The organism is Pseudoxanthomonas sp. UTMC 1351, from assembly GCF_040948865.1.
Taxonomy (GTDB): domain Bacteria; phylum Pseudomonadota; class Gammaproteobacteria; order Xanthomonadales; family Xanthomonadaceae; genus Pseudoxanthomonas_A.
On sequence record NZ_JAVGJT010000013.1, the window covers coordinates 129,729 to 155,454 of the forward strand.

The window sequence follows — 25,726 nt, forward strand, 5'->3', positions numbered from 1 at the left end:
TCACTCCACTCCGAACAACAAAGCGGCATTGCTGCCGCCGAACGCGAACGATTGGCTCAGCACATGCCGCAGCGGCCTGGTTGCGCGCTCGCCGGGCTGTACGAAACGCAGCGGCGGCAATGCCGGATCGGCTTCGCCATCCCACCAGTGAGGAGGCAGCCATCCATCGGCATTGTCGACCATGCTGAGCCAGCACAGACCGGCCTCGATTGCGCCGGCCGCGCCTAGCGTGTGGCCGGTCAAAGGCTTGGTGGAACTGACCGGCACTTCATCGCCGAATACCGTTGTGACCGCCAAGCTTTCCATGGCATCGTTCTGGCGCGTCGCGGTGCCGTGCAGATTGACGTAGTCCAACTGCCGCGCGTCGATGCCGGCCCGCGAAAGCGCCTGCTGGATGGCAGTGACCGCGCCGATGCCCTGAGGCTCCGGCGCGGAAATGTGGTGGGCATCGGAGGTTTCGCCCCAGCCAGCCAGATGCACCGGCCCCGGTTCGCGCGTCATCAGGAACAACGCGGCACCTTCGCCGATGTTGATGCCGTTACGGTTGCGTGAAAACGGATTGCAACGCGCGGGTGAGACCGATTCCAGCGCGGTAAAGCCTTCAATGGTGAAGCGGCAAAGCGAATCCGCACCGCCGGCGATCACCGCATCGACGATGCCGGCACGCAGCAACCGCGCCGCCGACGCCAACGCCTTCGCGCTCGACGAACACGCGGTGGAAATGGTCCACGCCGGGCCTCGCGCACCGGATTCGTGGACCAGGAAGCGCGACGGCGCGCCGATTTCCTGTTGCGAATAGTGGAAGTCCGCCGGCCAATGCGCAGTGTCCTGCCATCGCGGCAGCGCCTGCTCGGCTTCGCCGATGCCGGATGTGCTGGTGCCCAGGATCACCGCCACCCGGTCGGCACCATAGCGCGCGATGGCCTGACTGGCAGCGTTGCGTATCTGCGCGAATGCGGCGGCCAACAAAGCGTTGTTGCGGCCATGCAAGGGCAAAGGCCGCTCAATGATTTCGGGCAAAGGCGATTGAACATGGCCGATCGCGATCGGCCTGCCGGGTGTCATGGCATCGGAGATGGCGACACCGTGGGGCGTATCGGAGGCGAACAACGCTTGGCGCACTTCCGCCTTGCCTTCGCCCAATGCGCAGATGATGCCTAGGTCATTGAGATAGACGCGGGCGCCGCTCATGGTCCGGGCGCTCCAACGTCCGCCGACTCGATCTCCAGACTATAGCGCTCGGCAAAGTTCTCCAGCCGCACGCGCTGCGCATCTAGCCGCGTGGCGGACAGCCATACCGTATCGCCGTGCAGCAAACGGCGCTCGCCGCCTTGCTCTTCCAGCCGCCAATCCGGCGGCAGTGCCGCGCGAATGGCATCGGCAGGCCACAGAACGAACTGCAGGTCGTCCAACACGCGTTCGCCGCGCACCGTTTCCGGCAGCCAGGAGGCCCGCTGCTGATGCAGCTCGGTGCCGTCCCAACGAAGATTCACGCCGGTCTGGCCCAACGCCTGCACCGCCAACCGGACTTCGGACGCGTCCACTTCCAACAACGCATCCAGCTCACGCTGCTGCGTACCGAAACGAAAGTGCAGCTTCTGCTGCACCGACAACTCATGGCCCAGCGCCGCCGGCACCAGGCGCAACGGCGGCAGCTCCGCCAATGGCGCAGGCGGCCGCTGCTGCAGACATGCCGTCAGCGACAAGCAAAGCAATGCGAGGGCGATCAAACGCCGCACAGTTGCTCCAGCACGCGCAAGCGGCGCTGCGTTTCCGCCACGTAAGGATTCTTCTTGTCCCACGCATAGCCGGCCAGGATCGAGCAGATCATCCCGCGGATTTCCGGCTGTTGATTGGGATGGAAAATGATCTGCTGGAATCCGCCTTCGTACCAGGATTCAACGAAGCGCCGGAACGTCTGCACGCCGTCGCGCAAAGGAATCGAGAAATCCGTCTCCCAATCGACCTGCTCGCCCGCGTACTTGCGGCGCAGGCACTCGGCCGCCAACTGCGCTGACTTGAACGCAATGGTCACACCGGACGAGAACACGGGGTCCAGGAATTCACCTGCATTGCCCAGCAGCGCATAGCCCGGCCCCCAAAGCGATTTGACGTTCGCGGAGTAACCGGTGATCTGCCGCACCGGCAGCACGGCCCATTCCGCGTTCTTGAGCAATCGCGTCAGGTTGGGGTCTTCGCCGACGATCGCTTGCAGGCGTTCCAGTTCGGTGCCCTGGTAACGGTTGAGGAATTCCAGCTCCGCCACCACGCCCAACGAGCAGCAGCCGTTGGAGAACGGAATGGTCCAGTACCAGACGTCGACGTGTTCCGGATGCGTGGTGATCAGGATCTTGTTGCGGTCGAAACCCGCATCCGCCGGAATGTGGTCGCGGACGTGAGTGAAGATGGCGCCACGCACCGGGAAGTTGGAAGGTGTTTCCAGCTTCAGCAAGCGCGGCAGCAGCCGGCCGAAACCGCTGGCATCCAGCAGGAAGTCGGCTTCGATGACGTATTCCACACCTTCCGGTGAGCGCACCGTCACTTGCGGTGTTTCACCGGGTTCCACCGCCAGCACTTCGTGGCGGTAACGCACCTCCGCACCCATTCGCTCAGCACCTTTGGCCAGCACATGATCGAAGTCGGCGCGCTGCACCTGATAGGTGGTGCCCCACCCCGGCGAAAACTTGTTGCGGAAATCGAACTCGGTGGTGCGCTCGCCGCGCACGAAGGCCGCGCCATTCTTGTACTGGAAGCCGGCTTCCACGACGTCCTGCAACAGACCCGCCGCTTCGATGTACTCCATGCTTTGCGGCAACAGGCTCTCGCCAATGGAAAAGCGCGGGAACTGTTCGCGCTCCACGATCAGCACCTTGCGCCCCTGCTGCCGCAGCAGCGCGGCCGCCACCGAGCCCGCCGGACCCGCGCCGATGATGAGAACGTCGGTTCTTTCCCTGACAGCCGTCATGCCTGTTTACCTGTTGAATTAGATTGAGAAACGTCGCCGATGCGTTCGGCAACGAGAAAACGAAAGGGGCAGCCGATGTCGTCACGGGTGACGACGAAACCATGCTCGGCGAGCAACGCCGGGAAATCGAGCTTGTGCCAGGCATCGGCGAACGGCTCGAAGACGCGCCGCGCCATCCAGCGGAAATACACGCCACGCCAGCCATAGCGCCGGAACAGCGGCCATGCGCTTTCCCGCCACTGCAACGGCGAAGGCTCAAGCAAGGCCAGTCGCGCGCCAGGACGCGTGATGCGCCTGAGTTCGGCGCAGAAACCACGCAGGTAATGCGGCGGGATTTCATGCAACACGAAGCTGATGCCGACCGCGTCGAAGTAGCCGTCCGGCAATCCACTGTCCTCGGCTACGCCTTGCCGCCAATGGATGTCCGGATGCTGACGCGCCGCGAGACTGAGCAGATATGGCGACGGCTCCAGCGCCCAGACTTCGGCGACGCCCGCCTGCCGCATGGCCGCCGCCAGATACCCGCCGCCACAGCCGATATCCACCGCGCGTGCGCTGTTCCGCAAACTTTCGGCAACCTGCGCGCGACCTTGTCGCATATGGCCCAGCATGGCGCGCTCAAACCCGCGCACATAGCCGCGGGTTACCCGGTGCGAATAATTGCCGTTGGGCAGGTTATGAAATTCCTGCAGCAGGTATTTGGGAATCCGGTGCGCGCCTGGCAAGTTCTCTGGCAGCTCTACCCGGCTACGTTGCTTGCCGCGGAATTTGCTGAACAGCTTGCGCGCCATCGCGGGCTGCCACCATGGCGTGATGTCCGGCCATGTTTTTGGCAACGTCACCGTCGCCCAGTCCACTGGCGACTCCGGCGACGTTGCCGAGGGCGCTGGCACGGCGGACGCGTGGCACCTTGGCATGTCCGCCATGGAAGCATCGTTGTCGAAAGGATTCGCCGCGCTCATGGTCCTGGCTCTTTTGCGGTCATGTTCGAAGTCGGCCGGAACAACGGCGAGATCAACCACACCAGTCCGATGCCAAACAGCAACGTCATCCCGAAGGCACGCAATGCCGGCGTGGACGACAACGCCAGCAAGCCGAACGACAACCAGGTACTGGCCGCTCCGACCGACACCGCGAGCCATGCGCTGGGATCGCCCTGGTGCTCCACCAGGAACACGCCATAGTCGATGCCCATGCCCAGCAACAGCATCAAGGCCAGCACATTGAACAGCTGCAGCGGTTGTCCCAGCCAACCCAGCAACGCGACCGTCAACAAGCCTGCCAGCAGCGTCGGTAGTAACGCCCTCCAGGCAAGGCCGCGATAACGCCAATACAGCACGGCGAAAATCAGCAGCACGCCCACCAGCAACAGCCAGGTCATCATCTGCCGGTAATGGCCCAGCAGCTTCGAAAAATCGGCGGTGCGGTTGACCCAGCGCACCCCTTCCAAGTTCTTGGCCTGCGCGCCCAGCAGATCCAATGCGCCTGCTTGGGAGAGGTCGTCCACCAACACCACCGTGGCCACGCCATCACCCAGCGGTCCCAACCAGAGATGACGGAACGGTTCTGAGGCTGGCGATTGCAAGAAGGCATCCGCTTCGATGTTTCCCGCGGCGGGCGGCTGCCTCTGCAGGTCCTCGCCTAATTGCGTGGATACCCGCGACATCACCGCCGTCTCCGCATGCGCCGTCAGTGCCGCATCGGAAGTCTGGCGCTTTCGCGAAGGCAGCCAATCGCTGATGGCCCGGTAGCCGCCGATTTTGTTTTCGGCTTTCAAGCGGCCCAGCTTCTCTATCAGGGCTTCTTCCCGCTGCAGCGTCTGTTCTGCGTCCGCGCCGCGGACCAGATAGAACTGCGCGGGGCTGGGCATGCCCAGCAATCGCCCGATCTGCGCTTGCTGTTCGATCAACGTCCGAGGTGAAGATTGCAGGCTGCGCAGGTCGTCGTTGGTACCAAGCCGCCACAAACCCAAGGCGACAAATAACACGGCCAGCACCCCCGCCACTGTCCATGCTCGGTTGACGCGCACGCTGGGCCAACGCGGCAATGCGCCACCCAACCGCTGTGAGAACCTCGTCTCAGGAGGACGGCGCCCCCCCACGAACGGAAACCAGCACACGACGGTGAGAAACGCCGCGGCCAAGCCGACCACGGAGAACAACGCCATCTGGCGAAGACCCGGAAACGGTGCCAAGCCCAGCGCCAGATACGCCAACGCACTGGTCACCAGCGCCAATACCAGTCCTGGCAGCAAGTGACGAAGCAGCGACCAGTTATTCTTCTTGTGCTCACCCTGGCGTGCGGCGAACCAATGGATGCCGTAGTCCTCGGCCACGCCCACCAGGCTGGCGCCAAAGATCAGGGTCAGCAAATGCACCTTGCCGAAGACCAGCGCGGTGACCGATAGCGCCGCGGCGCAACCGATCAACAACGACAGGGCCACCAACAGGATTGGCCGCAGCGAACGGAACGCCAGCCACGTCAGCAACAGCACCGCCGCCAGCGATCCCCAGCCGATGGTATTGATCTCGCGATGCGCCTGCACCGCCGCGGCTTCCGCATGCAGTGGCACACCCGCGCGCAGCTCGCGCAAGCCGGGCACTTGTTTGCGCGCGGCATCGGTGGCCGAATCCAACGCATCCTGGATGACGCGTTCGCCATTCAACGCGAAGGCCGATGCGCGGGTTTGAAACCGCAACACCACCCAATAGCCATCCTCGGCCTGCAACAACCCGTCGTCCCCCATGCGCAAACCCGATGCAGCCGCGCGTGCGCTCCACCATTGCGGCCAGAGCCCTAGCGGATCCACCCGCCACTGCGTCAGGCGCGGCGCGCCCATGGGGCCGTACAGCGCCGCCAACGCTTCTTGGGCCAATGCGTCGGCAGATGTCTGGGATAAACGGCTTCGCTGCTCCGCCGTCAGTACGCGATTACGATAAGGCGCATAGAACTCCCGTGCCGTGTCGAACCAGCTCTCGGCAGACTCGCTTTCCTCGAACGGCAGCTGGTCGTCTTTCTGGAGGTCATCCAGGCGCCCACGAAAAGCCGCCTCCGCTGCTTTCGCCCGTTCTGGCGTGTCCGCTCCCAACAGCACCACCATCTGGCGCGCACTGGCGTCAGCGATGCGGCGAGTAGCGTCGGCCACCACGCGGTCGTCAGCGTCCTGCGGCAACAGTGCCAGCACATCGCTGTCGATGCGTGATTGCTGCCAGAAGTGCCACTGATGGAATCCCACCGCGACGACCGCCAACAGCCACGCCAGCCCCAGCCAACGCCACGCCTTCGCGAAACGCTCACTACCGGGGCGCGCCTCATTGGGGCGTGCCTCATTGGGGCTCGCCGGCTCAGTCAAAGCGCTTTGCCTCGTCCGCGCTCAAGCTCGCTGGTGATTCGCGGAAGTTGGAGAACTTCAGCTGCGTGCGGTCGCCATTGGCTTCGGCAATTTCAACCTGGCGCACATAGCGGTCGCCGTTCAGCACGATGGATTCGAACGAACGCGCCAGTGCACCCGGCTTTGGCTTGAGGGTGATCCGCCAACCGTCTTTCGACTGCGCCTGGACTTGAATGTTGAAGCGTGATGAGAGCGATTCCACATCGCCGCTCATCAACGCGAACATCATCAGGTTGACCGAGTGCAATGCGGGTTGCTGGCGGGCGTCCATTTCGGTGCGGGTACTGCCATCGCGCTGGCGGCTGAGGATCCGATCACGAGTCAACACCACTTCCGAGGGAAATGGTTTTGCCGTGGTCCAGGCCACGCCCTTGTCGCGCGCCAGCAGAAAGCTGCCTTGCGAGCGCAGCGGGCTCTTGAAGCCGCTGATCTTCTTTTCCTGTTCAAAGTCGCCGCGCAGTACCGGGACCTGCGCCACGCGCTGGCGCACAAGATTCAGATCGTCGTCGGCCTGCGCACACGGCAGCACGGCGACCGCTAGCGACAACAGTACCAGCCATACCAACACGCGCCCAAACCCATTCGAACCACTTCGTTTGGGGCACATGCTTTTTGCCGGGACGTAGACGCTACGCCCTTGCCCGTGTGAATACGACCGATCGTTCTTTGACCTCATACCTTTACTCCCAGCTTTTCCCAAAGCACAGGAGGACAGACATAAAGCATCTCGCCGGAAACCGCATCGACTGCCACCTGAATGGTGTGGGCGCGGGTCAGGGTTTGTTCCGTTTCGGCATCGTCGATGCGGTAATCGATCTTCAGCCGGTTTTCCCATTCGCTGATTTGCGCATGCACGCGCAACGGCTGCGCATAGCGCAACGGCCGGATGTACTTGATGCGCGCATCCACCACCGGCCACAGATAGCCGGACTCGGACATCTGCGGGTAGTCGTAGTCCAAACCCTGCAACAAGGCGCAGCGAGCGATCTCCAGATACTTGAAGTAATTGCCATGCCAGACCACCTGCATGGGATCGCAGTCGTGGAAGGCCGGACTCAGCGTCACGGCATGGTGCAGATGAGACGGCTTGTCAGTCGGCATACAACGCCCAGCGTTCGCTGCGGATATCGTCCAGCAATCCGCGCAACTCGACGTCCAAAGCGCGATCCTCTTCGATCAGCGGGATGCGTTGGCGAAGATCGTCGTACATCGCCGCCGGCTCGTCGCGCAATTCCGATTGCGGTCCGGCCACGCGTTGGCGTAGCTCAATGCCCTGACGCGCCGCAATCAGCATGGCGGCCACTACCTGCTCGGTCAATTCGACAATACGCAGGCAGTCGCGGGCGGAAATCGTGCCCATGCTGACCTTGTCCTGGTTGTGGCATTCGGTGGAGCGCGAGAACACCGACGCCGGCATGGTCAGCTTGAGCGCTTCGGCGGTCCATGCCGACACGCTGATCTGCAAGGCCTTCAGACCGTGGTTGATCGCAGCGCGCGGGCCGCTGGCGGCGGACAGGTTGGACGGCAGGCCATGATTGAAGCGGGTGTCGACCAGTAGCGCCAATTGACGATCCAGAAGATCGGCGATGTTGGCCACGGCGTTCTTCATGGAATCCATCGCGAAGGCGATATGCCCGCCATAGAAATGGCCGCCGTGCAGGATCTGTTCGCGGTCGGGATCGATCAGCGGATTGTCGTTGGCGCTGTTGAGTTCGGTTTCGATCAACTGGCGCAGGAACGGCAATGCGTCTTCCAGCACACCGATCACGTGTGGCGCGCAGCGCAGAGAATAGCGATCCTGGAGACGTTGCTCGTTGCGAGGCGGCCGGTCGCTATGCAGGTCTTCGCGCAAACGCTGCGCCACTCGTGATTGTCCGGGGTGCGGCTTGGCGGCGAACAACACCGCATCGAAGTGATGGGCATTGCCGGCGCTGGCCAGCACATTGAAGGCGGTCAACCGCGTTGCCAACCGGCACAGATACTCCGCGCGATGGAACGCCAGGCAAGCCAGCGCGGTCATCACCGCGGTGCCGTTCATAATGGCCAGGCCTTCCTTAGGCCGCAGTTGCAACGGCACCATGCCGATCTCGGCCAACACTTCCTTCGCGGCGCGCCGCTGGCCCTGGTACATCACCTCGCGCTCGCCGCACAGCACCGCGGCCACGTAGGACAACGGCGTCAGATCGCCGCTGGCGCCCACCGAACCCTCGGCCGGAATCAACGGCAGCACGTCGTGCTTGAGCAGCAGCACCAAGCCTTCCAGCAGCGGCAGACTGACGCCGGACATCCCGCGTGCCAGCGACGCCAACCGCGCGGCCAAAACCGCGCGTGTTTCTGCTTCATCCAGGAAACGCCCAAGCCCACAGCCGTGGTAGGCGAACAGATGATGCGGCAGTTCCGCGACCAGTTCCGGGGGAATGTTGACGGTGCACGAATCGCCGTAGCCGGTGGTCACGCCGTAGATCACGCCGTCTTCTTTCAGCAGCCGATCCAGGAAATCGGCACCGCGGGTAATGCGCGCGCGGAACGCGGGATCTTCCGACAACTCCGCTACCGCGCGGCGACGCGACAGCGCCACCACGTCTTCGATGCGCAACGGAGCGTCGCCAAAGCGCGGCGACGGGGATTCATTCGGTGGAGGCGTCATGCGGAACCTGATCCCAGAAGGGAAAGAAATTGAACCAGTCGTAAGGAGCGCCACTAACCTGCGCTTCCAGCCATTGTGCAAAACGCGTGGCCTGTTCGGCCAGTGCGGCATCGCGCGAACCACGGGGTAGAACAATGCGGTCGGCGATGCGTTCGAAACGGATGTCGTAGCCCTGCCCCGCATGGGTGCAGGCCATCGTGAAGACCGGGCACGCCAATGCCGAAGCCAGTACGTAGGCGCCGATGGGAAATGGCGCCGGATGCCCCAGGAAAGGCACTCGCACGCTGCGGCCGCCGCGCAGAGGAACGCGGTCGCCGGCAATGGCGATGAATTCGCCACGCGCAACGCGTTCAGCCAGCATCACCGCGGTGGCGGGCCCCAGATCGGTCACTTGCAGCAGCTCCACCTTGCCCTGCGGGTCTAGCCGGCGGATCAGCCGATTGAAGCGCTGCGCGTGCGCGGTGTGCACCAACGCGGTCAAGCGAAACCCGGGCACGCGATCGGCCAATGCCTGGCACAGTTCCAGGCAGCCGATGTGCGCGGTGATGATCACGCCGCCCTGCCCGCTGGCGATGGCCGCGAGCATCTGTTCGCGATGCATCCGCACCTGCTGCGCAGGATAGCGGTGGCCCAGCGCCAGGATCTTGTCCAACAGGGTCTCGGCGAAACAGGCGAAATGACGCAGGCTGTGCCGCCAACCCGGTGCCGCTTCGAACACTCCACGATGCGCATGCAGACGCTGCAGATACTGCAGCGATGCTTTGCGTGCCGTGGCGTTGGTCAGCCAGTGGAACAGCACCACCGGATAGACGCAGATCCGGAACGGCCAGCGCCCCAGCCACCGATGAATACCGCACAGGAACAGGATGCCGGCGGCGGATGTCGATTCGCCGATGTCCGCCCAATGCTGACCACGCGCGGCACTCATGCGCGGGCCGGCCGGGTGGCGCGCATCCGCAACAGCCGCGGCAGCCGCCGCAGCATGCCGAAGAACAGGCGCGTATGCATGCGGCTGATCCGCACGTTGTCGTGCCAGACGTCGAAGTGGGAAACCCCGTCGCTGGGATAGGTCACCCGCGTTGGCAGGTTCTCGATTTCCACGCCGCGCCAGAACAAACGCACGATCACCTCGATATCGAAATCCATCCGCTTGCCGATGGTTTCCTGTTCCATCAGACACAGCACCGGCGGCAACGGATACACCCGAAAACCGCACATCGAATCGCGAATGGCGAACGACAACGTATTGATCCACACCCATACATGGGTCAGGTAACGGCCGTACAAGCGGCCCTTGGGCACGCTGGCGTCGTATTCGGGAGTGCCGCAGATCACTTTCGCGGGTGCGCGGCGGGCATGTTCCAGAAATCGTGGAATATCGCGGGGGTCGTGCTGACCATCCGCATCGATCTGCAATACGTGCGTGGCACCCAGGCGCGCCGCTTCCCGGAAACCCGCCAGCACTGCGCCGCCCTTGCCCTGGTTCTGCGGCAAACGCAGCAGGGTCACCTGCGGGGCGTGCTCCCGCGCCAGCGCGTCCAGCACACGCGCGCAGGATTCGCGGGAACCGTCGTCCACCAGCAGGCAGCGCTGACCCGTCGCCATCACGCCTTGCACCATTGCGCCGATGGCGTGCTCATGATCGAACACCGGGATCAGCACCCACGGCCGGAAATCGCCGTGCTCGGCCAGGGACCATGGCATGTCCACTGCCATATCAGTCGTCATGGCCGAATACCACTCGGCCGCTGGCATGCGGACCATGCACGGAGACGTAGCGAAAGCTCAGCGTGTGCTTGCTCGGCTGCCACTCCAGATTCAACTTCAAGCGATCGCCGGGACGCGCCACACGTTGAAATTTCAGGGCTTCCATGCGCAGGAAACGCGGCGGCAGCGCGAAGGCCTCGCGGCCAAAACGAATCGCCCAATCCAGCTGTGCCACACCCGGCAGGATGGCCGCTTGCGTGAAATGGCCATCGAACGCCGCCAGCGATGGATCCAGATCCAGTTCGAGTTCGGCCGCCGACTCATCGCGCATCAGCCAGTGCGGTTGCGGACGCTCAGGCCGGAACAGCGCGGTCAGCACTGCTTCGGTCGGCTTGCCCTGCGCGTTGACCGGCATCGCTTCGACGAAACGCCACCGACGCGGACGCGTTACCGCATCCTGGCTGTTGGCCAGATGCTGGCCGAGTTGCAGGGAAAAGCCGCGCCTTCCGATCTCGTGCAGGCATTGCCAACCGGCTTCGTTGGGCACGACAACGGCAGCCAAGGTACTGCGGGTGCCCGCCAACGACAGGACTTTGGTTTCCCGCACGTATTCGTGTTCGGCGAGCTGCCTTTCCAGCGCATCCAATGAGACGCGGCGCTCTTCGATCTTGACGATGCGGTCGGCCCGGCCCAACAGCCGGAACCCACCCTGGCCATCGGCTTCCGCACGGTCCTGGCTGCGCCACCAGTCGTCCTGCGGCAAATGCGGCGACCTGACTTCCAACACATCTCGCTCCACGCGCCAGTGCACGCCAGGCAACGCACGCCAAGCCGGTTGCTCGCCGTTCCAGCGTCGCCAGGCGATACCGCCGGTTTCGCTGCTGCCCAGGATCTCGGTGGGCGCCACGCCCAGCAAACGCTTCGCCGCCAGTGCGGATTCGGCCGGCAACGCGCCACCCGACGAGAACACCGCCCGCACACGTCCTTGCAACGACGCCCAATCCAGTTGTTCCGGCATGCGCCTCAGGTGCGCGGGGCTGGCGACCAGCACCGAATCCCGCCGCGCCAACGCCGCCGCCATGTCTTCGGGAAAGAACGTCCGCGGCACGATCGCGCGGCCGGCCGCCAACGGCCACAGCACCCGGAACAACAAGCCATAGATGTGTTGATGCGAAACCGTACCGTGCACGGTGGCATCGCCCAGGTCGGCGCCAAACGCCGCCTGCAATGCTTCGACCTCGCGTGCCAATTGATGCAGCTTTTTCTCGATGGCGACCGGTTCACCGGTGCTGCCCGAAGTGAACACCATCAGCCGGGTCGACTCTTCGCCCAGCGGTGCCCATTCATCCAAAGCGCCGTTATCGCCGTCGGCGCTGTCGTTCATCTCCGCAGACAACGGCGCGTGTTCCAACGGAATATCGCCCGCGAAACCCGTCACATGCGGCTGCAAACGCGCCAGGGTGGCCGGCAGATTGTCGCCGCCCAGATACACACGCTTGCCAGCGTGCCAGGCGCCGTACAACGCTGCTGCGAATTCCGCCGTGTCTTCGAAATACAGCGCCCAGTCCTGTCCACTCCTGGCGGAAAAAGCGGCGCGCCACTGCGCGGCACGTCGACGAAAAGCAGCATGGTCGGTGGTACCGCTTTCGCTCGCGTCCGTTCCGGCACAGGCGACCAGTCGGCCGGGACGTGCCGACACCGCCACCGCATCCAGGGAAATCCAATCAGCCATGCCGGTGCGCCGCCATCACCCGCTGCCGGATCAACCACTCGCCGCCGAACAGCGCGCCCATCAACACGTACGCCAACAACCCGTTGTAGAACGCCCAAACCCGGTCGGAAGCCCACAACGCCGTCGCCAGCGCGACAACGCCGTTGAACACAAAGAAAACGCACCACACCTGGGTCACGCGACGCGTATAGACCACACCTTGCGGCGGCAGGTCCGGATCGCTGAGACGGGCGATGCGTTCGACGGCCGAAGGCGGAAAGCGCAGGCTGATGGCGAACACCGCCAACATCGCGGCATTGACCAGTGCGGGATAGAGTTTCAAAGGCAAGGCATCGTTGAATAGGGTGGCCAGCGCGGCCAGCAACCCGGCACTGCCGGCAGCCACCAGCCAGACCGCCTGCCGTGTCGCAACGGCACGCAGCAAAGCCAGCGCGAACAGCAGCAATGCCATCCAGCGCGGCTCGAAACGCCCGAGCGCGAAATAGACCACTAGCGGGTACGCCAGCGAAAGCGCAAGAAACACCACCGCGCGAGCACGAGCCAAAGGAGCGCGGGCCAAAGGAATACGCCTGCGGCCGGTCTCAGGCGGCTTCTTCGCGGATCAGCCCGAACAGCACATCGACGATGTCCTGCACCGTGCGCACGGATTTGAACGCGTCAGGCTGCAGCCCACGGCCCAGCAAGGGCTTGAGCTGCACGATCAGGTCCACCGCGTCGATACTGTCGATATCCAGATCATCGTAGAGACGTGCTTCCGGTTTGATCCGGGACGGTTCGATTTCGAAGGACTCGTGCAGGATCGCCACGATCCGGTCGAAAAGTTCGTTCTTGGTCATCTTGCTACCCCTCGCCCCAGAGACTACGGCTGTCTCTGTGAAGCGACAAATTCAGCCAAAGCGTGCACGCTGGAAAAATGGCGGCGCGTTTCCTGCGAATCCGCGGAAAGGCTGACGCCATAACGCTTCTGCAGCGCCAATCCCAATTCCAGCGCATCGATCGAATCCAGCCCCAGACCTTCGACGAACAGCGGCGCGGCCGTGTCGATGTCCTCGGGCGCGATGTCTTCCAGTGACAACGACGAAATGATCAGTTCCTTGATCTCGTGCTCAAGTGCCTGCACGCGTTTGTTCCCCTGCAAAATAGTGAGCCAGAAAATCGGTAAGTCGTCTCGCCGCGACAGCTTCCCCCCCTGTAACCGGGTCGACGCCGTCCAGGAACCGCGCAATCGGCAGGTCTTCCTGAACGTCGACCGTTACATGGAACCGCCTTGACGGCACACGATACCATTTCTCCCCTTTTCCCAGGGTGAGTGGCGAACACGTCAACCGTACCGGCGTTATGTTCAGCTTGCCGCGTACCGCGATATTCGCCGCACCGCGCTGCAACCGCAGCGGCTGGCCCGGCGTGGTGCGGGTACCTTCCGGAAAGATCACCAGATTGCCCCCCGCCTTCACCGCAGCGATGCAGTCGTCTATCAGCCCCGCCCCATCTTCGTTGGATACGTAACCGGCGGCGCGAACCGGCCCCCGCATGAACGGATTGCGCGCCACCGCCGACTTCACTACGCAGTCGGCGTTGGGCAGCAGGGACACCAGGAATACCACGTCGATCAGGGTCGGATGATTGGCCAGGATCAGCAGCCCGTTTCGCTGCAAGCGCTCCTGCCCGCGTATTTCGTAGGTCAGCACGCCCAGCCGCCGCATCAGCTCCACATGAGCGGCGAAACTGCGCTGCACCAGCCGGCGTATACGCTGCGTGCGACGCAGCGGATCGCGTATGAACCATTGCAGTGGCGGAATGACGCACAACCGCAGGAAAAGGCCGCCCACGCCAAACGCCAGGAAGCTGAGACCCGTGCCGATCACCCGCCACGCATGGTTCAGTCGTTCACGCATGCCGCTGCCAGGTCCAACTCACGCCGTCGGCACTGAATTCCAGCGTCCGGTCCTGCGTCAGCAGAAAGCGCTGTACGTCCAGGCCATGCGGCAGTTTCGCCGCGGTTGAAGCCGGAACTGGCGTCGAAACGGCACGGGAAGCAGCGCCCCAACTCAGTCTCAGCGGCGTGCCTTTTCCTTCTGTGGCCTGCCCCACCCGCCAGCTCCAGGCGTAGAAAGGGTCCGGCTCGTCGGCGAAACCCTTGTAGACGTCAGGCAATGGAGCTTCGTAGCCGACCACCAGCACCTCCGGCGCACCGTCGGCCAGCAGGCCGGCGGCTTCCACGCAGGCGGCTTCAGCAGTGGTTTTCCCCGCCGCCAGCGCCAGATAGTTGCCGCGCATGCCGCGGATGATCGAGTACAGCGCAGCGATGGCGTTATGCACGGACAGACCAAACCCCGTAGGCGATAGCGGCTCATCATTCGCCAGCGCCCGCAACAGCTCCATCGAACGCTCCACATCCCCATGCCGCGATGCGAACACCAATGGCACCGACTCCGCTTGCGCTTCCTGGCACCAGTACGCCGTCTGGATCGCCATCCGCCCCAGCCGCTCGATGCGGCGGCGTTGCATCGCCGGCACTTCACTGAGCGCCGGTGTTTGCTCCCCGTGCGGCAGAAAAGGCTGTTTCGCCCAATCCAGCCACTCTTGGCGCGTCTGCAGCCCCGGAGCCCACGCGGACCAATCGATTACGGTGAATTCAATCATTCCCTGCGGTACTACCTTGCCGGAGCGGTCCGCTATTTCAACCGCAACGGGGTCGATTCCGCCAGCCATGAAAAAAATCGAAGCCGAAGCTTGCGCATCCGCGAATCGGTAGCTATTATTCCGCTCCTTCCAGCACACGTGGGGCCATAGCTCAGCTGGGAGAGCGCTTGCATGGCATGCAAGAGGTCGCCGGTTCGATCCCGGCTGGCTCCACCATCTCCCGGCATTAGGCCTGTCTGGAGTTGAAAATTTGGAAAAGCTTTACCGCGTCCCCATCGTCTAGAGGCCTAGGACATCACCCTTTCACGGTGGCGACCGGGGTTCGAATCCCCGTGGGGACGCCAATTTTGAAGAAAACACTTAGGGCTCGGGAAACCGGGCCCTAAGTGTTTTTGGCGTATTGGACGGCACGACATTTGGTCGAACCTCCAATAGCGAAGCTGACCAACGCCTGCGACGGTTCCGCCCTACCCTGGCTTGTTAGCCGCTATTGCATCGGCTCTGGTTGTTAGCCGTTATCGCATCGGCTGACGAATGATGGTCTTCCAGTTCTTCGGGTCTGCGCGCCGTATGTCGCTCAAGTAGATCTCGTGATGCTTTCCGGCGAGACCCGACTTGGTTTCGATGAATGCATGCACGCGTTCGATTGTCGGTCCCTCTTCGGAGAACGGGCCAACGTGCATTACCTGAGCGCAACGACCTTCGGTAAATTGCTCCAGGCGCAACTTGTCGATGCTGGGAAGCTGCTTTTTGCTTCTGACCGCGGCAATGGCGCTTTCGATGAGTGCATCGGCAACGAAGTCAGGCTGCATGATCATCATCGTCCATCTCCACTTTGTCCTGTCGTTGGCAACAAACGCCGACAGGTCGTCCGCCCACCAAAGTCCTTCGAGCGGCATGACAGAATAGTCGAGATTCTGCGGGCCTTTCTTGACCATGAACTTGGCCGTGTAGGACACCGAAAACAACGCCTCCACCGCCTGTGCATATTGCGGGGAAGTGTTCGGATCACCTTGTCCGTCGACCATAAGGAACTTGAACCTGGGGACATCGACTTCCACGACCTCCTTGGCTGATGCCTCGTAGAACTGCTTCAGCTCTTTCTTCAGATCGATTTTCTTCATTCGCTCTCCAATCGCTACGACTGCGATTATGACGAATGCCTTGGGGGCGTGTCCCCGACCTGCGGAATTCCGCATCCCGCAGGGCACTGCGTACGGACCTGCCAATGCCGTAGGTCGGCCGTAGTTCGGCCCCAGGTGGCCCGACGCACCTTCAATTCGAAGGCGTCTTCCTATCCTTTAAGCGCAAAATGCGCCGGACGGTCGGCCATTCGGACCAACGGCGTCCAAACGGCCGCACGTCTTACCAAAAAGGCGTACCGTGGAAGACCTCTAGCAGAAGGATTCTGCAATGAAATCTCTCGTTCTCAGATCGGTCCTGTTCCTGGCAGTAGGAATCCTTACCGCCATACTGGTTGGCTCGTGGTTCTCCTCGGCGCTCGATACAGCGATTCCGTCTAATTATCTGATCGACCGTAGCTGACGCAAACGCACGTGATGCTCATCTGAGCGACGTTCGCCTGGTTAGATAGGACGCGGGCGGCCATACCAGCTCATTACTTTTCCGTAGCGGCTTTCGATTGCAGCAAATCGCGCTCGCCATGGGCGCGGCGTTCGGCGGCGAGTTGGGCGTCGATGTCGTGGTTGACCGAAGTGTCGCCGCCGATGCGCTCGGGTGCTGGCGCGGCCGCGGTTTGAGCGGCGCGGCCCTGGTAGGTCGCTTTCACTGCGTGGATCGATTCGGTACGCACTTTGATGATGTCGTTTTTGCGCTGGTCGACCCAGCCGTAGAAACGCAGCACGATCTTGTCTGCTGCGTAGTCTTCTATTTGCCAGGACGGGGCCGGATCGGCAAGCACGCCCGCTACTCCGGCAATCTGAGCCAGCGCGAGTTCCTGCGATTGCCGGATCGATTCATCGGCGCCAAGCACCACCGTGAAATCGAAGCGGCGCAGCGGGTTCTGCGTGTAGTTCAGCATCACCGACTTGAACACCATGGCATTGGGTAGCGTCAGCTGATTGCCGTCCAACGTCATCAGCACGGTCGCGCGCGAAGTCAGCGCGACTACCTTGCCCTCGCGGCTCTCGACCACAATGTGGTCACCCGGTGCGAACGGTTTGCGAAGACTCAGCAGGATGCCGGCGACATAGTTCTCGGCGATGTCCTTGAACGCGAAACCCATCACCAGGCCCACCACACCGGCTGAGCCTAGCGCCGCACCCACCAGCGTCGTGGCGCCCAGCAAGTCCAGCGCCATCAACAATCCACCGAATACGATCAGCCACTGCAGCACTCGGCCCACCAGACTGTCGATGTACGGATTGCGTTGATGCAGTCTACGGAAGTGGATCCTGCCGGCGACCAAACGACCCAACCATAGCGCCGTCAGGAAAATAACCAGCGCGACCACCAGCAGCGGCGCGGCGGCGATCAAGCGCAGCAGCTTGTCGCCGACCTGACGCACCGCCACCTGCAATCGATCGCTAAGGCGAGTGCTGATGCGGACCCGATTCTCGACCGTCTCGATGCCGGGCTGTTGAGTGGCGACTTGTTCAGCGACTTCTCTTTTCTCCGGCTCGACCACTTCACCGTCGAGCCGGGCCACTTGGCCATGCACGGTGGCGGTAACGTCTTCCAGCCCATCGACATCGCGCAATCGCTCACCGACTCGGCGGCTGAGTTCGCGGTCTGCTTGTGCTTCGGTTGGCGGCGCGGGCGCGAGGGGTACGGGTGCCGGAGTGGCACTCGGCATTGCTGATGCTAACTGCACCAGCAGCGTCAATGCACTCGCCATAGTCCATCGATGGAAAATCTGCATTCGCGGCTTCTTGGTGTTTGCGGGGAACTGTCGCCGTGAAAAAAATAAAGCGAAGTGTGGCGGATACCTTGTGGGAGCGACGTGAGTCGCGACGTTGATGTTTCCGGTCGCGACTCACGTCGCTCCCACAAGGTAGCTCTCCGATCCTGCCAAGCCCCTCGCCTTACCAATCTTTCTATAGCGAAGGATGAGCAGCTCCACCACTCATCCCTTGATCGCACCCGCCGCTGTTTTTTCCGCGATCCTGGTGCGGGCTACTGTCTGGCGCTCGCCGATGACCATTTCGGTTGTCCAACCGATCAGCATCTTGGTGTAGGCCTGCTGGTCTTCCTTGCGGACCAGGCCGTGATCGGCGCCGCCGATCACGCGCGAGGTCAGCGACTTGGCCTTGGTGAACGCTTTTCGGTAGTTCTCCGCCACTTGGTGCGGCACGATCTCGTCGTGTTCGGCTTCCACCAGCAACACATCGCCCTGGAAGCGCGTGCAGGCTTTCAAGGCACGGTTGTGTTCGGCCGTCACCACCGTGCTGCGGTAGGCGGGAAGATCCCAGCGATTGCGCAGTTCGAACTTGGGTACGTCCCAATCCTCATCTTTGTATAGCGCGGGAGAACGCAGCGCGAGCCAGCGCACGGGACGCATTTCGCTGACCAGGGCGGCCAGGTAACCGCCATAGCTGATGCCCACCAGCATGATGGAGCGGCTATCCACGTCGGGCAAAGAAACAAAGCGGTCGTAGGCGGCCAGCAGATCTTCCAGGTTCTGCTGACGCGTCACCGTTTCGCGCATCAGCGCGAAGCGCTCGTGGCCGCGCAGGTCGAACGTCATGCACATGCATCCCAATGCAGCCGCTTCTCGCGCCCGTCTTAAATCGTGCTGCTGGCTGCCGCCCCAGCCATGCACGAACAGGATGCCCGGCAAGGCCGTGTCCGGGCCCAACAACGTGCCTTGCAGCACTTCATGATCCACCTTGATGTCTACTTGCTCAAGTTTCACGTCCACGCATCGATACTCCGCAATACTTCGTCAACTTGCCGTTCCCGGGCACGTTGCCTTGGAATAGGACCTGCGCGTTCGCCGGAGGAGTTCCTTCTCCGTAGAGTTCGCAGGTATAAGCCTCCACCCACTGTTCGGACGGCGCGTTGAGCAGTGCCTCGTATGCCGCGATTTCAGCAGCACTGGCGCCGCCAACACGCCAGGAATGCTCCAGCACGGCAACATGTTCGTTGCCGCTGTCTTGCGATCCTATAGCCACATCGTAGTTGCGGCGCGATGCGAACACGCCGGGAAAGGCATCCATCACGCTACGCTCATAGCCCAGAGCGGCTGCAATGGCGTCGCTGATTCCTGGCGGAAGGTGATTCTGTGCCAACTGCGCGAGATTGCCGCGAAAAACATGCAGATACGACCCGCCGTAGACCGATGTCCCATCTTCGGTCCGAGTCAGACGTTGCTCGCCGTGATAGGCCAGCGTCATACCAGGCAGATCGACTTCTCCGATACTGATGGTGCGCAGCTCACCCAGATTGACTTCCGCCGCTACGCCTGCGGCAAGCACATCAGGTTCCAACACTTCCACGAAGGCGGAATCCCGCCCGGCATCGGAAATCACCGCTTGCCCCACGCCTCCCCGCGACGCAGCGCATTTGAGCCGCACAGGTCCCAACGGCAACAGCCGTTCGATGGCGCGATACACATCGGATTTGGAGAACGCCGAATAGCCAGGCAACGTATATGCGGCTATTTGCGGTCCCAGTGCGGGGTTCCAACCCGCGGGAGACGCGACCGCGCCAGGCACCAGTGGATGAGCCACCGACTTGGTTGCCACGAAAGGATGCGGCACCACGCCTCCCAGCAAACTGTCGGCGCTGCTGACTCCCCAATCCGCTGCTTCGTCGGTCGACAGGGTTTCAAAAGGGAGGAAATAGGGAAGCTCGGGGTACTCCTGTCCTGCTGAGAACCAACCCTCGTACGGCCAATCCAATATCTTGGACAGATGGCGGCAGAGCGCTTCATGCGGTTCCCGGTCGTGCGGTAACAATGTTTCCCTGCCCGACAGGGCAACGATGCATCGGCGCGTTTTGTCCATTGCCACCTCGTGGTAACGGTTTTTCATTCTGGAACGACTGCCTGTTAGCCCCGGGTCAAGGCGGCGTTGACACAGGCGGTGGTGCGCATCTTTCGCAACAACGGAAGCGCTGCGATGTAGAGCCATTGGTTCCGGTAGGTTGATCGTCACGCCGACTCGACGTAGGATGCGGCAATGTGATTTCGCATAAAGCAGCAAAGGCAATGTGGAGAACGAGGATGTTCCCCAGTATTGAAATGCCCCAGAAGATTTTGCGCCGCCGTTCACCTCATCCCACCGCGGCTGCCAACCAGCACCCGGACCCCGCCACCGGCAACACCACCATTGCGTGCTTCGCTCAGTATCTTTCGGTGGATGACCGCCTGGTATCGCGCCTGGACAATGCCACCAAAGCTCCCGACAGGCCCGAGGTCGAGCTGCTGACTGAAGCCAGTGTCATCGTGTCGCAGGACCATCGCCTTTGCTTGCAATTCGCACGTTTTGGCTTGCCGGCAGGATCCGGCAATGCATCCCGCGCGATAGGCGCCATCAGCGTCCAGGACGCGTGCAAGCGGCACAAGCCGGAGTGGGAAACCCGGCGTTGCGTGGTCCCCATGAATGCGTTCAAGACCATCACCGCCGCCGACAGCAGTCTGTGGTGGAGCATGGAAGATTCCATCGTCTACGCCGCCGCACTTCACCATTCGGTGGGTCACAACGGGCATACCGCGACATATTTCCAACTGATCCAATCACCGTTGGCCGACCGTCCGCATGCGCCTGCGCTCGTCCCTGGCGCGATGATCGGCTGGTGGCTGAGTTTGGCCGGGACCGATGCAGCCGAGTATTTGGCAACCGCACCGCAGCCGGAACTGGAACAACCCCAAATCACGTGGTCGCCGACGCTGGATGACGAGAATATGCGCGGAGTTCCCTGGCTGGCGACCGGCGGCGGCGCAACGACTAAGTCCAATCCACGTCGCTGACGAGCGTTGTTGCTGTTTTAGAAGAGCAACCGCGAAGTGCAAGAGCAAATCCCCCTCAAATGCTTTTCAACCGCCGAATGGCGGGTCATCCCCCTTTTCAAGGGGGAGGAGAAAGCTGCGCCCTACATTCCTGCATCCCTTCCGCTGCTCGCCGCCGTCTCATTCGTCTTCAGCTTCATCGATCTCTTCATGGACTTCCATGAAGACTTGCTCCAGCTCATTCGAAATTCCGTACTCATCGCCCACCGTGCGTAGTTCGCGCTCCAACAGGCTATGCAATGGCTGTGGTGTTTCTTCGAACAGGTGGGTGACCGCGGGTCCGACGGCCGACATGATGCCCTCGATATCGGTGTCGGCGGCCTGCCGCACCAAAGCGCCGAAATAAGCTTCCAGTCGGTACCTGATCGCTATGGACGGAGATGTGATCATCAGTAGACCTTCCGGCAGAAATGTAGTCTCCTTGCCATCTACACATTGCGGTGGTGTTCGCCGCTCAGCGGTAGTGGCAATGATCCGCAACTTCCATGCCAGCATGGAAGGCGGAAATGGAAAGCGGACCACATACCCCGGGCATGAAGGGAATAGTCAGCTTGTCATGGTGTTTGAATGGCCGGTCAGCTTGCCGTGGCACCAAGACCGCCGCTAAGAACGCAGAAGGCCATGCATCCTGCTTCAGCTCCCTTGCTTGGCACAGCGCACAAACGATCCGCGGCTGTGGAACCTGCGCATCGTCTGAACTTTCTGCAGGGTCCGGCATCGATTGCCGGTGCGATGCTCCAGCCAGCATGGGCTTCACGCTGGATTTTCGCCAGCGGACGCACAATCCATACCAGGCGATCGGCGCTGGGAGTCAGGCATATGAACGTTCGCGACAAGAAAGATCCACCCGCACCCAACGAGAACCGCACCCGGGAGGAAACACCGGAAGAACGCCGCCGGCGCAAAGAGCACGAAAGCGAGATCCAAGACGAATCGGTGGAAGAGACATTTCCTGCGAGCGATCCGGTATCCCCGTTCGTACCGGCCAAAGCGCCTGATTAGTCAAAGCGAATCGAGTCATCAACGAATCGTCATGACCAGCCATTAGGCTGTTGAAAAAAACGCCTCCGGCGCAGCAGGCCAGCCCCCAGCGACTTGACCGGATGGCGATTTGGTTGCGGCGCCTAACCGCGATCGGCCCCGGCACCGGAACCATGGATTCGACCATCCTGACTAGGCTGGTAGAGCGCGCCTTCGCGCTGCCGCGGCGCCATATCCCGCTGCTGACGGCCGCCTTGGAGCACAGCCATGCGATCGGCCAACCTCGGCAGCAGCTTGGAGACGGCGGTATTCATCGCCGCCATGGCACCCACCGTGACATCGCGCCCGCCCTCGACAGCCGCCTTGAGAATGGCGTTTGCCACGCGGGTGGGATCCAGCATCGGATCAGGTAATTTGGGTTCCCGATCCATATAGTTGCGTGCATGTTCGGGGTATGGCGTGTCCACGGCAGTGGGCTGGATCAATACGACCGAAACCGGCGTCTGTCCGATCCGTTCGATCTCCACCCGCAAGGCATCGGTAAACCCCTTCACCGCATGCTTTGATGCCACGTACATGCCCTGCAACGGCACCACCGCGTCGGACAGTTCGCTACCTATATTGATCAATGCGCCGCCCGAGCGCGCCAGGTGAGGCAACGCGGCTAGCGAGCCATTGACCACGCCCCAGAAATTGACGTCGAACAAACGCCGGCTGTCCTGCTCGGACACTTCCGTCAATCGGCCGTAGATGGCTACACCGGCGTTGTTCACCCAGGTATCTATCCGCCCGAAGCGCCGCATGATCGCTTCCACCGCCGCGTCGACGTCCTGGCGGCTGGATACATCCGCGCCTATCCCCAACGCATCACCGCCTTCGGTGCGTATCGCGGATGCCATTTCCTGCAGGATGTCGTCGCTGCGCGAGATCATCGCAACCTTCGCGCCACGCTCCGCGGCCATTAACGCGGTGCACAACCCGATGCCACTGGAAGCGCCGGTAACGGCGATGACCTGCTCTTCGATGGGAAGGTGCCTAACCATGATCCTGCTCCTGCCGGGCGGACCCAGCGACCATAGAAAATCGGCGGTAGTTGCCGCGTGAACCCATGTCACGTAGAGCGTAGCTTGCTGCGCTGCCTTGCTTCTGCTCTTAACGCCTGCAGCAAAACGGCTGCCCGCGCGCAACTACTTCAATGGTGATAACCCTCCCCTCTCCTCACCTTGCCCCGGAACACCCAATACGAGAACGCGGTATAGATCAGCACCAGCGGCATTACCAATAGCGCGCCAATCAATGCGAACCCCTGGCTTTCCGGAGGGCTCGACGCTTCCCATATCGTGATGCCTGGCGGCACCACGTGCGGCCACAGACTGATACCCAGACCGCTGTAACCCAGAAAGATAAGCAGCAGCGTCAACAGGAACGGCGTCCAATGCGCCTGCGTGCGCAGCGAGCGCAGCAGCTGCCAGGCAGAAATTGCCACCAGCAGCGGCACCGGCGACAGCCACAACAGGTTGGGCCAACTGAACCAGCGCCTCGCCACGTCCGGCAGGCTCAGCGGCGTCCACAGACTGATCAACACGATGGCTGCCAACAGGCCCCATACCGCCCGTTGCGCGAGATGCCGCGCCCGCTGCTGCAACTCGCCTTCGGTCTTCAAAACCAACCACGTACTACCCAGCAACAGATATGCGGCCATCAGGCCCAGGCCGGTGAACAGCGGGAAAGGACGCAGCCAATCCAGCGCGCCACCGCTGTAGCGTCCAGCGTCTACCGCGACGCCCTGCACGAACCCGCCCAGCGTGACGCCTTGAAAGAACGCCGCCACGCAGGAACCCGCGGCGAAAGCGATGTCCCAGCGTTTTCTGCGCTCAGGCGGCGCCTTGAAGCGGAACTCGAAAGCCACGCCGCGGAACACCAGACCAATCAGCATCAGCATCAACGGAAGATAAAACGCACTCAGCACCACCGCGTACGCCAACGGAAACGCCGCCAGCAACCCAGCGCCGCCCAGCACCAGCCAGGTCTCGTTGCCATCCCACACCGGCGCCACGGTATTCATCATCACATCGCGGTCTTCCTTCTCTGGAAACCACGGGAAAAGCAAGCCGATGCCCAGGTCGAAACCGTCCATGACCACGTACATCATCACGCTGAAAAGAATCACCAGCGCCCACAGAATAGGCAGGTCGATGTTCATGGCGGCGGCGTCCTCTGGCCATGCGGTGGGTGATTGTGCGGCTCGCTGTCTTCATCGCTAGCGCCGGAAGCGGCGGACATGGGCCGCATTTGCTGCCGGACCGAACCAGGCCCGCCCTCTTCCTGCTCTTTGCCTTCGCCCGGGACCGGTCCACGGCCGATGATCTTCAACGCATACCAGCTGCCCGCGCCGAACACCACGGCGTAAACCAGTATCAAGGTCGCCAAGGTGAAGCCCACCTCCGCGGCCGAATGACCGGATACCGCATCGCGGGTACGCATTACACCGTAGATAACCCACGGCTGCCGGCCGATTTCCGCGGTGAACCACCCCGCCAGGATGGCGATCAAACCCGAAGGGCCCATCAGCAACGCGAAACGCAGCAACGGCTTCGACGTGAACAGTTTTCCACGCCAGCGCTGGAGGGCGGCGAACAGACCCAGCAGGATCATCAGAACGCCCAATCCCACCATGACCCGAAAGGTCCAGAAAACGATGGCCGAATTGGGGCGGTCTTCTTTCGGGAATTCCTTCAGCCCGGCAATCTGCCCATCCCTGGAATGGGTCAGTATCAAACTACCCAACGCAGGGATCTCGACGGCGTAACGGGTGCGCTCCTCTTCCATGTCGGGCAATCCCACCACCGTGAACGGCATCGGTTGTCCAGGCGTGCTTTCCCAATGTCCTTCGACCGCGGCGATCTTGGCAGGCTGATGCTTCAGCGTGTTCAGGCCGTGCATGTCGCCGACCAGCAGTTGCGCTGGCGCGGTGAAGAGCACCATCCACATCGCCATGGACAACATCTTTCTTACCCCAGGCGTGTCGTTGCCGCGCAGCAGATGCCACGCACCGCTTGCTCCCACCAGCAGCGCCGTCGCCAGATATGCGGCCACCACCATGTGGACCAGACGGTAGGGAAACGACGGATTGAGAATGACGCGCAGCCAGTCGACGGGTACCACGCGGCCATCGACAATTTCATGGCCCTGCGGCGTCTGCATCCAGCTGTTGGACGCGATGATCCAGGTCGCGGATACCAACGTTCCCAACGCAACGGCAACCGTGGAAAGCAGATGCAGGCGATCGCTGACGCGGTTCATGCCAAACAGCATCACGCCCAGGAAACCCGCCTCCAGAAAAAAGGCGGTCAACACCTCATAGGCGAGCAGCGGCCCAGTAACACCCCCGGCGAAACGGGAGAATTCACTCCAGTTGGTACCGAACTGGTAGGCCATCACCAGACCCGACACCACGCCCATTCCGAAGGCGACGGCGAATATCTTCAGCCAGTAGTGGAACAGATCCAGGTAGACCTGTTTCCGCGTCCACAATCCCAATGCCTGCAGCACCGCCAGGTAGCTGGCCAGGCCAATGGTCAGCGCGGGGAAGATGATGTGGAACGACAGGGTAAAACCAAACTGCACCCTGGCGAGAATCAACGCATCCAGACTGGACATGGGCGACGCGCCTAAGTCGTGGCTTCGGC

General features: G+C 62.2%; 26 protein-coding genes and 2 tRNA genes. 4 read left to right on the forward strand and 24 right to left on the reverse strand.

What is annotated here, in order from left to right; all coding sequences use genetic code 11:
* The 16 genes from AB6O04_RS10445 to AB6O04_RS10520 all read right to left on the reverse strand — a co-directional run bounded on the left by AB6O04_RS10445 (position 1) and on the right by AB6O04_RS10520 (position 15,085).
* Entirely contained in the window at positions 1–1,191 is a 1,191-nt protein-coding gene (locus AB6O04_RS10445) for a beta-ketoacyl-ACP synthase (RefSeq protein ID WP_368563814.1), read from the reverse strand.
* A complete protein-coding gene (locus tag AB6O04_RS10450) occupies positions 1,188–1,739 on the reverse strand; it encodes a DUF3261 domain-containing protein (protein ID WP_368563815.1) in 552 nt (183 codons plus the stop codon). The genes AB6O04_RS10445 and AB6O04_RS10450 overlap by 4 nt, the downstream gene beginning before the upstream one ends.
* Positions 1,727–2,965, reverse strand: coding sequence for an NAD(P)/FAD-dependent oxidoreductase (locus AB6O04_RS10455; RefSeq protein ID WP_368563816.1), 1,239 nt, complete (start codon positions 2,963–2,965; stop codon positions 1,727–1,729). Before AB6O04_RS10455 ends, AB6O04_RS10450 begins: the two co-directional genes overlap by 13 nt.
* Positions 2,962–3,927: a class I SAM-dependent methyltransferase gene (locus tag AB6O04_RS10460; protein WP_368563818.1), complete on the reverse strand. Its 966-nt coding sequence runs from the start codon at positions 3,925–3,927 to the stop codon at positions 2,962–2,964. Before AB6O04_RS10460 ends, AB6O04_RS10455 begins: the two co-directional genes overlap by 4 nt.
* On the reverse strand, positions 3,924–6,317 hold the full coding sequence (locus tag AB6O04_RS10465) for an MMPL family transporter (protein ID WP_368563819.1): 2,394 nt from the start codon (positions 6,315–6,317) through the stop codon (positions 3,924–3,926). Before AB6O04_RS10465 ends, AB6O04_RS10460 begins: the two co-directional genes overlap by 4 nt.
* Positions 6,310–6,963: an outer membrane lipoprotein carrier protein LolA gene (locus AB6O04_RS10470; RefSeq protein WP_368563820.1), complete on the reverse strand. Its 654-nt coding sequence runs from the start codon at positions 6,961–6,963 to the stop codon at positions 6,310–6,312. Before AB6O04_RS10470 ends, AB6O04_RS10465 begins: the two co-directional genes overlap by 8 nt.
* A gap of 65 nt (positions 6,964–7,028) precedes the next feature.
* Positions 7,029–7,457 carry an acyl-CoA thioesterase gene (locus AB6O04_RS10475; RefSeq protein ID WP_368563821.1) on the reverse strand — a complete coding sequence of 143 codons (429 nt, stop codon included), beginning with the start codon at positions 7,455–7,457 and terminating at the stop codon, positions 7,029–7,031.
* On the reverse strand, positions 7,447–9,003 hold the full coding sequence (gene hutH / locus AB6O04_RS10480) for a histidine ammonia-lyase (protein WP_368563823.1): 1,557 nt from the start codon (positions 9,001–9,003) through the stop codon (positions 7,447–7,449). Before hutH ends, AB6O04_RS10475 begins: the two co-directional genes overlap by 11 nt.
* Positions 8,984–9,931 carry an acyltransferase gene (locus tag AB6O04_RS10485; RefSeq protein ID WP_368563824.1) on the reverse strand — a complete coding sequence of 316 codons (948 nt, stop codon included), beginning with the start codon at positions 9,929–9,931 and terminating at the stop codon, positions 8,984–8,986. The genes hutH and AB6O04_RS10485 overlap by 20 nt, the downstream gene beginning before the upstream one ends.
* Positions 9,928–10,731 (reverse strand): glycosyltransferase family 2 protein, encoded by an 804-nt coding sequence (locus AB6O04_RS10490; protein ID WP_368563825.1) that lies wholly within the window; start codon positions 10,729–10,731, stop codon positions 9,928–9,930. The genes AB6O04_RS10485 and AB6O04_RS10490 overlap by 4 nt, the downstream gene beginning before the upstream one ends.
* Positions 10,721–12,442 carry an AMP-binding protein gene (locus tag AB6O04_RS10495; RefSeq protein ID WP_368563826.1) on the reverse strand — a complete coding sequence of 574 codons (1,722 nt, stop codon included), beginning with the start codon at positions 12,440–12,442 and terminating at the stop codon, positions 10,721–10,723. The genes AB6O04_RS10490 and AB6O04_RS10495 overlap by 11 nt, the downstream gene beginning before the upstream one ends.
* Positions 12,435–13,001 carry a hypothetical protein gene (locus AB6O04_RS10500; protein WP_368563828.1) on the reverse strand — a complete coding sequence of 189 codons (567 nt, stop codon included), beginning with the start codon at positions 12,999–13,001 and terminating at the stop codon, positions 12,435–12,437. Before AB6O04_RS10500 ends, AB6O04_RS10495 begins: the two co-directional genes overlap by 8 nt.
* Positions 13,002–13,023: 22 nt before the next feature.
* Positions 13,024–13,278: an acyl carrier protein gene (locus AB6O04_RS10505; protein WP_337341946.1), complete on the reverse strand. Its 255-nt coding sequence runs from the start codon at positions 13,276–13,278 to the stop codon at positions 13,024–13,026.
* Positions 13,279–13,301: 23 nt separating this feature from the next.
* Entirely contained in the window at positions 13,302–13,562 is a 261-nt protein-coding gene (locus tag AB6O04_RS10510) for a phosphopantetheine-binding protein (protein WP_368563829.1), read from the reverse strand.
* Positions 13,549–14,337, reverse strand: a complete 789-nt coding sequence (locus AB6O04_RS10515) for a lysophospholipid acyltransferase family protein (RefSeq protein WP_368563830.1) — start codon at positions 14,335–14,337, stop codon at positions 13,549–13,551. Before AB6O04_RS10515 ends, AB6O04_RS10510 begins: the two co-directional genes overlap by 14 nt.
* Positions 14,330–15,085: a beta-ketoacyl synthase chain length factor gene (locus AB6O04_RS10520; RefSeq protein WP_368563961.1), complete on the reverse strand. Its 756-nt coding sequence runs from the start codon at positions 15,083–15,085 to the stop codon at positions 14,330–14,332. The genes AB6O04_RS10515 and AB6O04_RS10520 overlap by 8 nt, the downstream gene beginning before the upstream one ends.
* Positions 15,086–15,225: 140 nt before the next feature.
* Between AB6O04_RS10520 and AB6O04_RS10525 the strand changes: the two genes are divergently transcribed.
* Positions 15,226–15,301: transfer RNA gene (locus tag AB6O04_RS10525), tRNA-Ala, on the forward strand.
* Between the two features lie 52 nt (positions 15,302–15,353).
* Positions 15,354–15,429 (forward strand) — tRNA-Glu (locus tag AB6O04_RS10530).
* A gap of 171 nt (positions 15,430–15,600) precedes the next feature.
* On the opposite strand, the gene AB6O04_RS10535 is transcribed toward AB6O04_RS10530, so the two are convergent.
* The 4 genes from AB6O04_RS10535 to AB6O04_RS10550 form a co-directional block, all read right to left on the reverse strand.
* Entirely contained in the window at positions 15,601–16,209 is a 609-nt protein-coding gene (locus tag AB6O04_RS10535; RefSeq protein WP_368563831.1) for a GyrI-like domain-containing protein, read from the reverse strand.
* Positions 16,210–16,703: 494 nt separating this feature from the next.
* A complete protein-coding gene (locus tag AB6O04_RS10540; RefSeq protein ID WP_368563832.1) occupies positions 16,704–17,900 on the reverse strand; it encodes a mechanosensitive ion channel domain-containing protein in 1,197 nt (398 codons plus the stop codon).
* A gap of 270 nt (positions 17,901–18,170) precedes the next feature.
* A complete protein-coding gene (locus AB6O04_RS10545) occupies positions 18,171–18,965 on the reverse strand; it encodes an alpha/beta hydrolase family protein (protein ID WP_368563833.1) in 795 nt (264 codons plus the stop codon).
* Positions 18,949–20,052 (reverse strand): DUF3182 family protein, encoded by a 1,104-nt coding sequence (locus AB6O04_RS10550; RefSeq protein ID WP_368563834.1) that lies wholly within the window; start codon positions 20,050–20,052, stop codon positions 18,949–18,951. The genes AB6O04_RS10545 and AB6O04_RS10550 overlap by 17 nt, the downstream gene beginning before the upstream one ends.
* 236 nt (positions 20,053–20,288) lie before the next feature.
* Between AB6O04_RS10550 and AB6O04_RS10555 the strand changes: the two genes are divergently transcribed.
* Positions 20,289–21,017 carry a hypothetical protein gene (locus AB6O04_RS10555; protein WP_368563836.1) on the forward strand — a complete coding sequence of 243 codons (729 nt, stop codon included), beginning with the start codon at positions 20,289–20,291 and terminating at the stop codon, positions 21,015–21,017.
* Between the two features lie 159 nt (positions 21,018–21,176).
* On the opposite strand, the gene AB6O04_RS10560 is transcribed toward AB6O04_RS10555, so the two are convergent.
* Positions 21,177–21,446, reverse strand: coding sequence for a hypothetical protein (locus tag AB6O04_RS10560; protein WP_368563837.1), 270 nt, complete (start codon positions 21,444–21,446; stop codon positions 21,177–21,179).
* Positions 21,447–21,875: 429 nt separating this feature from the next.
* On the opposite strand from AB6O04_RS10560, the gene AB6O04_RS10565 reads away from it, so the two are divergent.
* Entirely contained in the window at positions 21,876–22,058 is a 183-nt protein-coding gene (locus AB6O04_RS10565; protein ID WP_368563838.1) for a hypothetical protein, read from the forward strand.
* A 122-nt stretch (positions 22,059–22,180) separates the two neighbouring features.
* Here the strand turns inward: AB6O04_RS10565 and AB6O04_RS10570 are convergent, their stop codons facing one another.
* The 3 genes from AB6O04_RS10570 to AB6O04_RS10580 form a co-directional block, all read right to left on the reverse strand.
* On the reverse strand, positions 22,181–23,080 hold the full coding sequence (locus tag AB6O04_RS10570) for an SDR family oxidoreductase (protein WP_368563839.1): 900 nt from the start codon (positions 23,078–23,080) through the stop codon (positions 22,181–22,183).
* Between the two features lie 149 nt (positions 23,081–23,229).
* Positions 23,230–24,240: a cytochrome d ubiquinol oxidase subunit II gene (cydB, locus tag AB6O04_RS10575; RefSeq protein ID WP_368563840.1), complete on the reverse strand. Its 1,011-nt coding sequence runs from the start codon at positions 24,238–24,240 to the stop codon at positions 23,230–23,232.
* On the reverse strand, positions 24,237–25,697 hold the full coding sequence (locus tag AB6O04_RS10580; protein WP_368563841.1) for a cytochrome ubiquinol oxidase subunit I: 1,461 nt from the start codon (positions 25,695–25,697) through the stop codon (positions 24,237–24,239). Before AB6O04_RS10580 ends, cydB begins: the two co-directional genes overlap by 4 nt.
* Positions 25,698–25,726 lie beyond the last annotated feature (29 nt).